This is a genomic window from Streptomyces sp. (genome assembly GCF_050698815.1).
Taxonomy (GTDB): domain Bacteria; phylum Actinomycetota; class Actinomycetes; order Streptomycetales; family Streptomycetaceae; genus Streptomyces.
This window is the reverse complement of sequence record NZ_JBOHCV010000477.1, coordinates 1-13,352: the sequence shown is the minus strand read 5'-3', so window position 1 is coordinate 13,352 and position 13,352 is coordinate 1. Positions and strand designations below refer to the sequence as shown.

General features: G+C 68.5%; 12 protein-coding genes. 8 read left to right on the top strand and 4 right to left on the bottom strand.

Annotated elements, in window-relative coordinates:
* Nucleotides 1–35: 35 nt before the first annotated feature.
* The 4 genes from ACRDP3_RS17250 to ACRDP3_RS17235 form a co-directional block, all read right to left on the bottom strand.
* Nucleotides 36–1,157, bottom strand: coding sequence for a M20 family metallopeptidase (locus ACRDP3_RS17250; protein WP_431517846.1), 1,122 nt, complete (start codon nt 1,155–1,157; stop codon nt 36–38).
* Entirely contained in the window at nt 1,154–2,467 is a 1,314-nt protein-coding gene (locus ACRDP3_RS17245; RefSeq protein WP_431517845.1) for an MFS transporter, read from the bottom strand. Before ACRDP3_RS17245 ends, ACRDP3_RS17250 begins: the two co-directional genes overlap by 4 nt.
* 372 nt (nt 2,468–2,839) lie before the next feature.
* Nucleotides 2,840–3,628: an IclR family transcriptional regulator domain-containing protein gene (locus ACRDP3_RS17240; protein WP_431517844.1), complete on the bottom strand. Its 789-nt coding sequence runs from the start codon at nt 3,626–3,628 to the stop codon at nt 2,840–2,842.
* Nucleotides 3,621–4,448, bottom strand: coding sequence for an IclR family transcriptional regulator domain-containing protein (locus ACRDP3_RS17235; RefSeq protein WP_431517843.1), 828 nt, complete (start codon nt 4,446–4,448; stop codon nt 3,621–3,623). The genes ACRDP3_RS17240 and ACRDP3_RS17235 overlap by 8 nt, the downstream gene beginning before the upstream one ends.
* A gap of 320 nt (nt 4,449–4,768) precedes the next feature.
* Here ACRDP3_RS17235 and ACRDP3_RS17230 point away from each other — a divergent pair, with 320 nt between their 5' ends.
* The 8 genes from ACRDP3_RS17230 to ACRDP3_RS17195 all read left to right on the top strand — a co-directional run bounded on the left by ACRDP3_RS17230 (nt 4,769) and on the right by ACRDP3_RS17195 (nt 13,042).
* Nucleotides 4,769–6,049 carry an MFS transporter gene (locus ACRDP3_RS17230; protein WP_431517842.1) on the top strand — a complete coding sequence of 427 codons (1,281 nt, stop codon included), beginning with the start codon at nt 4,769–4,771 and terminating at the stop codon, nt 6,047–6,049.
* Entirely contained in the window at nt 6,043–7,338 is a 1,296-nt protein-coding gene (locus ACRDP3_RS17225; protein ID WP_431517841.1) for a Rieske 2Fe-2S domain-containing protein, read from the top strand. Before ACRDP3_RS17230 ends, ACRDP3_RS17225 begins: the two co-directional genes overlap by 7 nt.
* A 207-nt stretch (nt 7,339–7,545) precedes the next feature.
* The gene (locus ACRDP3_RS17220) at nt 7,546–8,499 is read left to right on the top strand and encodes an ABC transporter substrate-binding protein (protein ID WP_431517840.1); all 954 of its coding nucleotides are present in this window, start codon (nt 7,546–7,548) and stop codon (nt 8,497–8,499) included.
* 162 nt (nt 8,500–8,661) lie between these two features.
* Nucleotides 8,662–9,378 carry an ABC transporter permease gene (locus ACRDP3_RS17215; protein WP_431517839.1) on the top strand — a complete coding sequence of 239 codons (717 nt, stop codon included), beginning with the start codon at nt 8,662–8,664 and terminating at the stop codon, nt 9,376–9,378.
* Nucleotides 9,375–10,286 carry an ABC transporter ATP-binding protein gene (locus tag ACRDP3_RS17210; protein WP_431517838.1) on the top strand — a complete coding sequence of 304 codons (912 nt, stop codon included), beginning with the start codon at nt 9,375–9,377 and terminating at the stop codon, nt 10,284–10,286. The genes ACRDP3_RS17215 and ACRDP3_RS17210 overlap by 4 nt, the downstream gene beginning before the upstream one ends.
* Nucleotides 10,283–11,467, top strand: coding sequence for an alcohol dehydrogenase catalytic domain-containing protein (locus tag ACRDP3_RS17205; protein ID WP_431517837.1), 1,185 nt, complete (start codon nt 10,283–10,285; stop codon nt 11,465–11,467). The genes ACRDP3_RS17210 and ACRDP3_RS17205 overlap by 4 nt, the downstream gene beginning before the upstream one ends.
* Nucleotides 11,464–11,973, top strand: a complete 510-nt coding sequence (locus ACRDP3_RS17200; RefSeq protein WP_431517836.1) for a hypothetical protein — start codon at nt 11,464–11,466, stop codon at nt 11,971–11,973. Before ACRDP3_RS17205 ends, ACRDP3_RS17200 begins: the two co-directional genes overlap by 4 nt.
* Nucleotides 11,974–12,025: 52 nt before the next feature.
* Nucleotides 12,026–13,042, top strand: a complete 1,017-nt coding sequence (locus ACRDP3_RS17195) for a PDR/VanB family oxidoreductase (protein ID WP_431517835.1) — start codon at nt 12,026–12,028, stop codon at nt 13,040–13,042.
* The last annotated feature ends 310 nt before the right edge of the window (nt 13,043–13,352 follow it).

Below are 13,352 nucleotides of genomic sequence, written 5' to 3'. Positions count from 1 at the left end.
CCGTCGCCGACGCGAGCCGGTCCCTCAGCGCCGGGTCACCGGCCGCGGCACCACCCGTCGAACAGCTGGCGGTAAATCTCCGCTGCGGCCTCGACCTTGGACGCCGAGCACCACTCGTCGACAACGTGGCACTGGTCGGGCTCGCCCGGCCCGAGCACGACGGTGGGCGCCGGGCGACTGTCCCCGGGCGGCGACAGCAGCCCCGTCAGCACCGAGGCATCGGTGAAGTACCGGGCGGGGGAGTGAGGTTCATCGTCCTCGCCCGCGGCGACCAGAGCCTCGCGCACGAGACCGACGAACGGGTCGTGCACGTCTGTGTCGACGACGGGCAGGACCACGTGGTCGTCGACCTGGATGCCGTCACCGCACAGCTCGGCGACGACAGACCGCACGTCGTCGCCGCTCACGCCGGGGACGGTGCGGACGTCGAGGAGCATCTCCGCGAAGTCGGGCACGACGTTGGGCTGGACGCCGCCGCGCAGCAGACCCACGTTCGCAGTCACCGGGCCGAACGCCGCGTGGGAGGGCCAGGAATCGTGGTCGTGCAGCGCGCTGGCGGCACGGGCCAGCCGCACCACGGCGTTGTCGCCGAGCTGGGGCGCCGACCCGTGCGCAGCGCGGCCCGTGGCGGTCAGACGCATCCAGTGCGCGCCCTTGTGCCCGAGGGTGAGTCGGTTGGCCGTGGGCTCGGCCACGAGCAGTGGACCCCCCGGCGCGAGCGACGACTGCCGGAGACGGAGGGCTCCGGTGCAGCCGGTCTCCTCTCCCGCGGTCAGGACCAGTTGCAGGCCGTGGCAGTGGTGCGGCCGCGCGGCGTGGTCGACGGCCGCGACGACGGCGGCGGCCACCCCCGATTTCATGTCGCTGGTGCCGCGCCCGACCACACGGTCGCCGTCCCGTTCTGCGGCCCACGGGTCGACGGTCCACTGCGCGGGGTCGGCGGGCACCGTGTCGAGGTGCCCGGTCACCGTGAGCGGGGCGGAGCCAGAGCCGGTGCGGGCCACGAGTTGCTCGCGCCCCTCCTCCCAACCGGGCGTGGAAACCTCGAAGCCGTTGTCGCGCAACGGGTCGGCGCACAGCGCTGCCAGTACACCCTCGCCGGACGCCACCGTCCGCCGCCGCACCAGCTCGGCGAGGAGGTCGAGGACGGCGGTCACCGGAGTTCCTCGTGGGCGGTCTCGCGCAGCGTGCAGATCGTCAGGAACGCGATGACCGAGCCGGCGGTGACGTAGACGAAGAACAGGTCGGGGTGGCCTGCGGTGGACAGGGAGGTGATCACCAGCGGCGCCGTCCCGCCGAATATCGCGACCGTGATGTTGTACCAGGCGCCGATGCCCACGCCGCGCAGTTCGGTCGGGAACAGCTCGCTCATGATGGCCGGCGCGATGGATGACATCAGGGCGTACAGGCCAAGGCCCGTGCAGAAGACCACCAGCAGTTGCGGCAGCCCGGCTCCGGGGGTGATGAGCTTGGACAGCGGGATGACGAGGCAGGCGAGCGCCGCGGACCAGATCAGCAGCTGCGGCTTGCGTCCGAACCGGTCCGACAGCTTGCCGCACGGATACTGCAGCGCGATGAAGAGCGCCGTTCCGACCGAGAGTGCGATGAACACGTCGCTGGCGTCGGCCTTTTGGGAGTTCACGGCGTACGGCGTGAGCGCGCTGAAGAAGACGTAGTAGTTCAGCGTGTTCAGCAGCGTGATACCGACCAGCTGTCCCACCGCCTTGGGATGCTGCGTGATCGTGGTGAGCAGGGGCCGCTTCGTGCGCACGGCCTTGTTCTTGTTCTGCTCGAACTGCTCGGTCTCCGAGATGGTGCGCCGCAGATACATGCCCACGACTGCGAGCAGGCCGCCCACGATGAACGGGATACGCCATCCGTAATCGCGGAGCTGGTCGTCGGTGAGCACGGACGAGAGGAAGGCCCCCAGCAGCGAGGCGAGCAGCAGCGCCGAGCCGGTCGATATGTAGAAGAAGGACGAGTACCGGCCTCGGCGGCCCTGGGGGGCGATCTCGGCCAGGTACGCGGAGGCGTTGGAGACTTCGCCGCCGAGCGACATGCCCTGGGAGATGCGGGCCAGCAGGAGCAGGACCGGAGCCAGCCAGCCGACCTGCTCGAAGGTGGGCAGCAGTCCTATCGCCAGCGAGCCGCCGGCCATCATCAGGATGGTCAAGATCATGGCCGCCTTGCGGCCGCGGACGTCGGCCAAGCGGCCCAGCAGCCACCCGCCGACCGGGCGGAAAAAGAAGGCGACTGCGTACGTCGCCGTCGTGTTCACCAGAGCGAGCTCGGGGTTGTCGGCGGGAAAGAACTGCGTCGCGAAGTAGATGAGGAACGTCGCGTAGATCGTCCAGTCGTACCACTCGATGGCGTTGCCGATGCTGGCCGCGACGAGGGTCCTGACCGGCAACTTGTGAGGGGCCGAGTCGGCGGTGGTCGCCGCCGCGTTCTGCCTGATGTCGCTCATTGGCGCTCCGTATGTGTGAGAGCCCCCGAAAAATTGGACGAATGGCTGAGCCAAAGTAGCAGCGTCGGCACTTCCCGGCCAGGGTCGGAACCCACTGGCGCTTCTCCACCACCACACTCGTCAAAGGCGGCTCCACAAGGGGCATGGATAGTCCCCGCCTGCGGCATTTTGGTAGAAGGCCGGGACAGTGGGAGCGCCCGGAACCCCACGAGGGACCAGCGGGGCGGAGGACGAACGAGCAGGAGGCCGACGAGTGGTGGCCGAAAATGAGCCGAGGAAGCGTCACCGACTGTCACAGCTACGGGTGGTTGCGATCCCCAAGGGTCGGCTGGTCGGCGGAGCCCCAGAATCGGGATCTACTACCGCCCCGGTTCACTCAAGGCCGCCGCGCAGGGTGAAGTCTTCGGCGATCTGCGAAGCGGTTGATCGCAAGGGAGCCAGCCACTCGTGGCGCATGGTGTCGAGTGGAGTCCGTGCGGCGGTGGTGGAGATGTTCACGGCGGCGATGACACGACCCTGAGCGTCGTGGACCGGTGCCGCGATCGAGCGCAGCCCCTGTTCCAGCTCCTGGTCGACGATCACCCAGCCTTGTCGCCGCACGCGACGGATCTCTCGGGTCAGCCGTTCGGGGCCCGTCATGGTGCCCGCGGTGAGCTGCCGCAGGTCGGTGCGGGAGAGGTAGGCGTCGAGTTCGCCCTCGTCGAGCCCCGCGAGCATGACCCGGCCGGTGGAGGTGGCGTAGGCGGGGAAGCGGGTGCCGACCGCGATGGTGACGGTGAGGATGCGGAAACCGTGGACGCGGGCGACGTAGACGATCTCGTCACCGTCGAGCACGGTCAACGAGGTCGTCTCGCGGACTTCGTACGCGAGTTTCTCGAGAGCGGGCAGTGCCACGTCGGGTAGCTGCAAGCTCGAGAGGTAGGAGCGACCCGTCTCGAGGACCCGTGGGCGCAGGGAGTACTCGCGGCCGTCGAACCGGGCGTAGTCCAGGGTCACGAGAGTGAGCAGGAATCGCCGGGCGGCGGCACGGGTCATGCCGGTGCGTTCGGCCACCTGGGACAGACTCAGCCCGGACGACGCGTCGTTGAGAGCGCGGAGAACGTGCAGGCCGCGCTCCAGGGACTGGACGAAAGGAGTACCGGGCGTGGGCCGGTCAGACATCGGTGCCTCCCCGGTGGTCAGGAACAGGGTCAGCCGGATAGCTGTGCAGGTCGGCTTCGATGCGGGCTGCGGTGGACAGCAGCGGTGGAAGCAGCCGTCGCCGAATGTCGTCGTTGGACGTGCGGCCCGCGTGAGTGGCGATGTTGACGGCTGCGAAGGTGACGCCGAGCCGGGAACGGACGGGGACGGCTACGGCGCGAAGACCCTCGTCGAGTTCCTGGTCGACGATCGACCATCCCTGTTTGCGCACCCGGTCCGTCTCCGCACGCAGGACTCCCGGGTCGGTGATCGTGCGTCCGGTCTGCGGGCTGAGCTTCACGCGGGCGAGGTACGCGTCGAGGTCGTGCTCGGGCAGGCCGGCGAGGAGAACCCGGCCCATTGACGTCGAGTACGCGGGCAGCCGTGTGCCCATGCCGATCGTGATGGCGATGATACGGCTGACCGGTACGCGGGACACGTACACGATGTCGTCGCCGTCGAGGATCGACAGCGACGAGGACTCGTGGACCTCGGCCGCGAGTTGTTCCAGGTGGGGTTCGGCGACGTCGCGGACCGACAGCCGGGAGAGGTAGCGGTAGCCCAGGTCGAGGACACGTGCGCGCAGGCTGTAGAGGCCGTCCTCGTAGTGCACGTAACCCAGTTGGGCCAGGGTCACCAGGAAGCGCCGGGCGGTGGCGGGAGCCATGCCGGCTGCGCGGGCCACCTGACTGAGCGTCATGCGTGGATGTTCCGCGTCGAAAGCGTTGATGACACCGAGGCCCCGTGCGAGCGACTGGACGAAGTCGGTGTCACGAGGCGAGCGCCGGGCCCCGTCGGTCATCCGTCCTCGCTCTCTGTGGGCGTACGCGCGCTACATCGCGGAGCCCAGCTCTCCGGTTCACGGTCGGCGAGGCGAAGCCCGCGGATTCCCCCTTGCGCATGTCGAACACTAGTCGTCTCTGCGAAGTGATCGCAACGCTGAACCTGTTCGGGCCGACCGGCACGCCGGTCACGAGCCGGGGTCCAGGATCCATCGACCTGCTCGGACACCGGCGGCAGCCTCCCTTCGCGGTGGTGCACACCCCTTGACGGTCACTTTCGCCCCTCTCTACGGTGCAACCACATTACGCACTCGCGTTCGACATGCGAAAGGGGTAGCCGATGAAGACTTCCGACCCGGATCGGTCGCAACTGACGCTGCCCCGGGGCTTTCCTCTCGTGCTGGCCCTCTCGATGGGAGCCGGCCCGCTCACGCTCCAGACCCTGACGGCCACCGCGCCGCTGGTGACGGCCGACCTCGGCATCACCCGCGCCCAGCTGGGCTCCCTGCCGACGGCGGCGTTCCTGACAGCAGCTCTGCTCTCCCCTGTCGTGGGACGTGGCGCGGACCTCTTCAGTGGCCGGGCGGTCCTCGCCGTGCTGTTCAGCGGTGCCGGCCTGGCGCTTCTCGGGACGGCGGCAGCTCCTTCGTACGCCTGGCTGCTGGCGGCGGCCGCGGTGTCCGGTGCGGCTCAGGCCATGTCCAACCCCGTCACCAATCAGCTCATCGCGGCGAACGTCGCGCCGGGGCTGCGCGGCCGGCTGACGGGGATCAAGCAGTCGGGCGTGCAGATGAGCCAGTTCGCGGCGGGGCTCGTTCTGCCGAGCGTCGCGCTCCTGCTGGGCTGGCGTGGTGCTGCCGCGGCCGCCGCGGTCGCCACGGTGACGGGACTCTTGCTGGTACGCGGTTCGGTGCCGGCGGGTTCTGCCGAGCCCCTCCCCGCGTCCGGTGGCGGGCGGGAGGCCCTGCCGAGTGCGGTGGGTTGGCTCGCCGCCTACGCGTTCATCACCGGAGCCGCCATCCAGGCCACCAACGTCTACCTTCCTCTTTACAGCTTCGAGCGGCTGCACATGCCGGTGCAGACGGCCGGGCTCACCGTGGCGGTGGCCGGCGGTGTGGGGCTGGTGGCCCGCATCGCGTGGGGCAGGGCTGCCGAGCGGGTCGTCCGTCCGGGCCGCCCCCTCCTGGCGCTGGCGACGGCATCGGTACTCGCCTCGTTCAGCATCCTCGCCGCCGACCGCCTGCACGCGCCCGTACTCGTATGGGTCGGTGCGGCGTTGTTCGGTGCCGGCGGGCTCGCCTCGAACGTCGTGCTCATGCTCGCGTTGATGCGTGCGACTCCGCTGCGCGGCGTCGGCACCGCGTCCGGGATCCTCGCCGTCGGCCTCTACCTCGGTTTCGCCCTCGGCCCCCTGGGCTACGGGCTGGTCGTCGACCACACGGGCTCATACGGGATCGGCTGGCTCACGGTTGTCGGTGTCAACGTCGCCGCCGCGGCCCTGGCTGTCGTCGGCGGACCGTTTCTTCGCAGGTCAGGTCGCCGGGACCCCCCGGAAGGCCCTGCTCCACGGCTTCACGGCCTCCCCTCACCCGATGTCCGGCAGGAAGGACGCCCATGCTGACCCATGAACAGAACGAGCTGCTCACGAGGACGGGCCCTGGAACCCCGATGGGCACCCTCTTCCGCCGCTACTGGATCCCGGCCCTGCTCGCCGAGGAGATCGCCGAGCCGGACTGCCCGCCCGTGCGGCTGAAGCTGCTCGGCGAGCAGCTCATCGCCTTCCGCGACTCACGCGGCCGTATCGGACTTCTCGACGAGTTCTGCGGCCACCGCACCGCCTCACTCTTCTTCGGCCGCAACGAGGAGTGCGGGCTGCGCTGTTCGTACCACGGCTGGAAGTACGACGTGGATGGCAACTGCGTCGACATGCCGTCCGAGCCGGAGAGCTCGACGTTCAAGAACCGCATCCGGCAGCGGTCCTACCCGTGCGTGGAGCGGGGCGGGATCATCTGGACGTACATGGGACCGGCGGAGGACAAGCCCGAACTGCCCGAGCTGGAATGGGCGATGCTGGCGGACGACCAGCGATTCGTCTCCAAGCGCCTGCAGGAGTCCAACTACCTGCAGGCGATGGAAGGCGGCATCGACTCCAGCCATGTCTCGTTCGCCCACCGCTTCAACATCGACAACGACCCGATGCACGCGGGCACCGAGGGGCTGAAGTACCTCAAGTCGGACACCCGGCCGAAGTTCGAGGTCGCCGAGTCCGACGGCGGGCTCGTCATCGGCGCACGGCGGGTCGTCGACGAGGCGAACTACTACTGGCGCATCACCCAGTGGATCATGCCCTGGTACACGATCATCCCGCCGTTCGGCACCCACAATCCGCTCGGCGGCCATGCTTGGGTGCCCATCGATGACGAGACCTGCTGGTCGTGGAGCATCAACTACCACCCCAGCCGACCCCTTGCTGAGCATGAGCTGGCGGCAATGCGCGCCGGCGAGGGCATCCACGTCCAGTACGTGCCCGGCACCTACCGTCCACTGGCCAACCGGGACAACGACTTCCTGATCGACCGCCAAGCGCAGCGTGAGGGCCGGACCTACAGCGGTGTCGAGGGCATCTCCATGCAGGACGCCTCACTCCAGGAAAGCATGGGCCGAATCTGCGACCGCACCAAGGAACGACTCGGGACGAGCGACGCAGGCATCATCCTGGCCCGGCGCCGGCTCCTCGCCGCGCTCGAAGAACTCCAGGAGGGCGACGGCGGCACCGAACTGCCCGGAATCCTCCCCGAACACCAGCGCGTGCGCTCGACGTCCCTCGTCCTGCCCACGTCCGTGCCCTTCCAAGAAGGCGCCGGCGACGCCCTGGTCTCGGCACCCGGCCAGGACTTCGTATCCATCTGACAACCGACGCCCGGCATACGGCCGGCGGTACTCGACCGCCAAGCGATCAAAGGGACTTGGGAAGGGACTGAAGAGGCTATGGGATTGACCGGGAAAGGTATGAATGCCGCAGCCACCGCGGCCTCGCTGACGCTCCTCGCCGCAGCATGCGCCGCGCCCGGGGCACCGTCGGACGCGGCCGGCGGAGACTCGTGCAAAGGCAGGACCGTGACCGTCGGTGTGACCAAGAGCGCCAGTGATGCGCCGTTCTACGTGGCGAAGGACAAGGGCTACTTCGCCGACGAGGGACTGAAGGTCCGCTTCACGCCGTTCGACTCCGCCGCGAAGATGATCGCTCCGCTCGGCGCCGGACAACTGGACGTGGGAGCCGGGGCCCCCTCCGCCGGGTTCTACAACGCGGTGGCCCGCGACGTGAAGCTGCGCATCGTCGCGGACAAGGGCTCGATGCCCGCCGATCACGGCTACATGCCCCTGATGGTCCGCAAAGACCTCTACGACAGCGGCAAGGTCAGGCACATCCGCGACCTCAAGGGCCGGAAGGTGGCCGAGCCCGCACAAGGAACGGCGACTTCCAGCACGACCGCCGTCATGCTGAAGCACGACGGGCTGGACTACGACGACGTCAAGCACGAGTACCTCGGCTTCCCCGAGCACGTGACCGCATACGGCAACAAGGCCATCGATGCGGGGCTGACCACGGAGCCCTCAGCGAGCATCGCCGAAAAGCGCGGGACCGCGGTCCGGCTCGCGACGCCGCCGGACTACTACAAGAACCAGCAACTGGCGGTCCTTGTGTACGGCGGCGCGTTCGCCGCCAAGAACAGCAAGGCCGGCACTTGCTTCATGAAGGCCTATCTGCGGGGCGCGCGGGACTACACGTCGGCGATCAAGGACGGCAAGGTGAATGCGCAGGGCTCCGGCGACGTCGTCCGCAGCGTCAGCCGTGCCACCAAGATCGACCCGAAGCTCTACCGGTCGATGGTCGCCAACTACGTGCACCCCGACGGAAAGGTGAACGTCGCAAGCCTCCGCCGGGACTACTCCTTCTTCCAGAAGCAGGGCTGGGGTGAGGGCAAGGCATCCGTCGGCTCCATCGTCGACACATCCTTCGCCAAGGCCGCTGTGAAGAAACTCGGCCCCTACGACAAGCCCGGGTCGTAGACCGACCGGCCGGAAGGAGTCGTCATGCCCCCTGTGCCAACACCAGTCGATGATCGGGAACGGAGGGCGGAACCCACCCGGAATCCGCCTGTCCGGCGCTCCCGCACGACCCTGCGAACCGGGTCCCGATCACGTGACCGCCTGCTCGCCGTCCTCACGCCGTTGGCTCTGCTGCTGGCGTGGGAGGTTCTCGTGCGTGCCGGCATCGTGGACGCCCGGTTCTTCCCCGCTCCCACGAGCATCTTCCAGCGCATGTTCGAGTCGATAGCCAGTGGTGAGCTGTACGTCCACACCTGGGCCAGCCTGCAGCGGCTGTTCCTCGGCTTCTGGCTGGGTCTCGTGCCGGGACTGCTGCTCGGTGTGGTCATGGGACTGAGCCGCGGTGTCCGGGCAGCCCTGAAACCACTGGTGTCCGGGACCTACCCGATACCGAAGAGTGCGCTGCTGCCCTTGATCCTGCTGGTCTTCGGCCTCGGCGAAATGTCGAAGATCGTCATGGTGGCGATCGGCGTGTTCTACCCCGTCGTCCTCAACACGACCTCGGGCGTACTGCAGATCCAACCCACGTACTACGACGTCGCGAAGAACTTCGGCGCCAAGAAACTGCAGGTCTTCCGCACCGTGGCCGTCCCCGGGGCCATGCCGAGCATCATGACCGGGGTGGAGCTCGGTGCCGGGCTCGGACTCATCCTGATCGCCATCGCCGAGATGATCGGCGCCAAGTCGGGCCTCGGCTTCATGATCTGGAACGCCTGGCAGCTCTACTCGGTCGAGACGATGTACGTGGGACTCCTCGTCATCGCGGTCATCGGATACACCATGTCTCTCCTGCTCGGATCGATCGCCCGCATCGTCACACCCTGGAGGGCGGACCGATGACGGACCACAAGACGAGCGACACGCTCGCCGGTTCGGAACCCGTCGGAGTACCGGAGCCGTCTGCGCCCGCGCCGATCGCCAACCCGGGCGACGCCGCTGACACCAAGATCTCCGTCCGGGGCCTGGGCAAGGAGTTCCCCGTCAACCGGCAGACTGTCACCGCGCTGGATTCCCTCGATCTGACCATCCCACGCGGAGAGTTCTTCGTGATCGTCGGCCCCAGCGGGTGCGGGAAGACAACGCTGCTGCGCATCCTCGCCCACCTCGACGAAGCCACCGAAGGCCAGGTCGAAGTGCGCGGATCCGCCAAGGAGCGTCCGGAGAACTCAATGGTCTTCCAGGGCGACTCACTCTTTCCGTGGATGACGGTTCAGGACAACGCCTCCTACGGCCTGCGCATGCGCGGTGTGCCCGCGAGCGAAGTGCGGGAAACGGTCGGCCACTATCTCGCGAAGACCGGGCTCACCGGATTCGCGGACTGCTACCCCCACCAGCTTTCCGGTGGCATGCGGCAACGGGTCTCCATAGCCCGCGCGTTCGCCAACGACCCAGACGTGCTCCTGATGGACGAGCCGTTCTCGGCGCTGGACGAGCAGAACAAGACGCTGCTCCAGGAAGAGCTTCTGCGGATCTGGGACGAGACCCGCAAGACCGTCGTGTTCATCACTCACAGCGTCGATGAGGCCGTGACCCTCGGCGACCGCATCATGGTCATGACCGCGAGTCCGGGTCGCGTCAAGGCGTTCTTCGACGTCCCCTTCGAACGGCCGCGAAACGTCCTGGAGCTGCGGCAGCGGCCCCAGTACGGCGAGATGGTCTACGACATCTGGAGTCATCTGCGCGAGGAAGTGGAAGGGGCTGCCCAGAGCTCTCCCCTGCCCACAAAGCGCCGGTGGTTCCGGCGGTGACGGCGAACCACACCGCAGGTGCCACGGCCCAGGCCGCGGTCTCCCTCCCCGGAGGCGGTTGCGAGGTCCGTACGTTCGACCTCCGTCCGCACGGGGAGGACGACGGCTGGCTGCGCGTCGAGGCCAGCGGCATCTGCGGCACGGATGTGGCGTTGCGGTCCGCCGGGCTGACCGGCCCGACAGTGCTCGGCCACCATGTGCACGGACGGATCGCCGCATCCGGCGACACGGCCGCGCGACGGTGGGGCGCGGCACCGGGCGACCGCGTGGTCATCGAGGAATACCTGCCCTGCGGCGCTTGCGAGCGGTGCGCCGCCGGCCGGTACCGGCTCTGCCCGCGCACGGACCTGTGGAGCGGCGGACGGCGGGTCGGCCTGGTGCCGGTCGGTGAGCCGCCGTCGCTGTGGGGCGGCAACGCGCAGTACGTGTACCTCCCGCCGGAATCAGTCGTCCACACGCTGCCGGAGCACTTGCCGGATCCGCTCGCAGCCTGGGTGCTGCCGCTGGCCAACGCACTCGACTGGGTCCTCGGCGCAGGTGAGTTGGCCTCCGGCGGGACTCTCGTCGTGCTTGGCCCCGGCTACCACGGACTCGCGGCCGTCGCAGCGGCCCGGCAGGCCGGAGCCGGCACAGTCGTCGTCGCCGGACTCCCGCAAGATCGGGCGCGGTTGGACATTGCCGCATCCATGGGCGCCGACACAGCCGTGACGTTCGACGGCAACCCGACCGAACTGCACGAACATGTCACCCGCCGCACCGGAGGCCGGATGGCCGACGTCGTCCTGGACCTGACCGGCGTACGACCCCACGGGCTCACACCTTCTCTCGGTCTGCTCACGCAGGGCGGTCGGCTGATCCTCCCCGGCGGAGCCGGACGTACGGATGCGGCCGTGGACATCGGCGAACTCACCCGGCTGACAGCCGTGGTGCGCGGTGTTCGCGGGCGCAGTCCGCAGCGAGTAGCACAGAGCATCGAGGTGCTGGCGAAAGGCGATTGCGGGCTGGAAAAGGTGCCGACCGTGGAGGTGACTCTCGAGGCGGTCGGGACGATGCTCGACCGCCTCGCCGAAGGCAGCGGTCCGGCGACGCCACACGTGGTCGTCCGTCCCTGGGGCGTCTCGAACTCCCCAGAGGGCCCGGCCGATCCTGCCCTGAAGGTGGCACGAAGGGATGGACGATGAACTCGACACGGCGCTCCTACGAGGCGCACGTACTGCTCCTGCCTCTTGGAGCCGAGGCCGCGGAGGCCCAGAACGCTTTCGTCACTCGCGGGCTGGAAGGCGTGATGACCGTACGCGGCGTCTCGCGATCGACAGCGGCTGAGGACGCGGACGTCCGACTCGCGTCGGTGCCTCTGGCCGGCTGCGGGTGGCGGCCGGCCGCAGACGGCTTGAGCGTCACGGGACTGGTGGCCGACGCGGACATGGTCGTACTCATGGCCACCGACCTCGCGGAGGTGCCCGCTGCGCTGTGTGCCGCGGTCTCCGACGCGGCACGAGCGGGTGGCGCCCTGATCGCGGCCCTGGTCGTGGGCTCGAAGAACTGGGATACGCCGCACGGCAGTTCAGCCATGGCCGCACTGCGTGAGGCGGCGGACATGCTCGTCGTGGTCCGGGGCGCCGAACTGGCCTCTTCGTTCCTCGACGTTCTGCGTGGCGGCGCACGCGAACCCGTTCCGGCCCTGTAGCCGACATACCGCCGACGACCGCCGCTCTCCCAGAGCACGCAAGGGGTTTCGAATGACCGACCTGATGGACCGCACGCCGGCACCGGCTACTGCCAACGGCGCCGGTCAACTACGCGAACTGCTCGTCAGGAGCGTGACGTGGCAGGCCGACGGTGTGGTGTCGCTGCGTCTGGTCGACCCGGCCGGCGCCACGCTTCCCACCTGGCAGCCCGGCGCCCACCTCGATCTTGTGCTGCCCTCCGGACTGGTACGTCAGTACTCACTGTGCGGGCCACCACAGGACCGCCACGCCTACACGATCGCGGTCCTGCTCACCGCGCACAGCCGCGGCGGCTCCCGCGAGCTCCACGAGACGGCGCTCGCAGGACGAACACTGCTCGTACGGGGGCCGCGCAACAGGTTTCCCCTCATCGACGCCTCCCGCTATCTGTTCATCGCAGGGGGCATCGGCATAACGCCGATCCTGGCCATGGTGAGGGAGATCAGCACGAGCGGTGCCGATTGGCGGCTGGTGTACGGGGGGCGTTCGCGATCGTCCATGGCATTCACCGAGGAGCTGGCCGAACTGGGGCGAGACCGGGTCGAATTCCTGCCGCAGGACGAACGGGGCCTGCCGGATCTCAAGGCCACCCTGGCGCTTGCCCACGCCGACACGGCCGTTTATTGCTGCGGTCCCGAAGGGCTGCTGACCGCCGTCGAGAAACACTGCCAGCAGCGGGACACCCCGATCGACCTCCATTCCGAACGCTTCGGCGCCACCACCCCGAGCAGCCCGCAAGAGGCTCCCAGTGACGGGGCAACGGGCAGCTTCGAGGTCGAACTGAGGCGCTCGGGCAAGGTGCTGACGGTCCCTCCGCACCGGTCGATCCTCGAGACGGTACGCGACGTCGCACCGGAGGTGATGTCATCCTGCGAAGAGGGCTTCTGCGGTACCTGCGAGACCCGAGTCCTCGAGGGGACACCGGAGCACGCCGACTCCATTCTCGGCGAGCGGGAGCGTGCCCGGGGCAAAACGATGATGATCTGCGTCGGACGGTCCAGCACCCCCCGACTCGTCCTCGACCTCTGACCAACGAGTGCTTCAGGCAGCGGTAGCGACGTCGCCACTCTCCCCTTGAGTCTGTTGGCCGCCGCCGTAGAATGCTGTGCCGTTAGCTGCCGCTGTGAACGCGGCGGACCGTTGGGAGTTCGGCTCCCGGGTGGGAGGGCATGCTCGGGAGGCATGCCCTCATGCACAGCTACATCCGCGTCCTTCGCGCACCGGGTCTGCGCGTCCCCCTCATCGCAACAGTGGTCGGAGCGCTCCCCCTCGGCATGCTCGGCCTGGGCCTGCTGCTCTACGTCAATGAGCTGACCGGTTCACTCACGGACGCCGGCAT

What these genes read in the sequence shown, in the direction of transcription:
- ACRDP3_RS17195 (WP_431517835.1), top strand. Translation starts at nt 12,026, where the DNA reads ATGACCGACCTGATGGACCGCACGCCGGCACCGGCTACTGCCAACGGC.
- ACRDP3_RS17235 (WP_431517843.1), bottom strand. Translation starts at nt 4,448, where the DNA reads ATGACCGACGGGGCCCGGCGCTCGCCTCGTGACACCGACTTCGTCCAG.
- ACRDP3_RS17210 (WP_431517838.1), top strand. Translation starts at nt 9,375, where the DNA reads ATGACGGACCACAAGACGAGCGACACGCTCGCCGGTTCGGAACCCGTC.
- ACRDP3_RS17240 (WP_431517844.1), bottom strand. Translation starts at nt 3,628, where the DNA reads ATGTCTGACCGGCCCACGCCCGGTACTCCTTTCGTCCAGTCCCTGGAG.
- ACRDP3_RS17200 (WP_431517836.1), top strand. Translation starts at nt 11,464, where the DNA reads ATGAACTCGACACGGCGCTCCTACGAGGCGCACGTACTGCTCCTGCCT.
- ACRDP3_RS17230 (WP_431517842.1), top strand. Translation starts at nt 4,769, where the DNA reads ATGAAGACTTCCGACCCGGATCGGTCGCAACTGACGCTGCCCCGGGGC.
- ACRDP3_RS17245 (WP_431517845.1), bottom strand. Translation starts at nt 2,467, where the DNA reads ATGAGCGACATCAGGCAGAACGCGGCGGCGACCACCGCCGACTCGGCC.
- ACRDP3_RS17225 (WP_431517841.1), top strand. Translation starts at nt 6,043, where the DNA reads ATGCTGACCCATGAACAGAACGAGCTGCTCACGAGGACGGGCCCTGGA.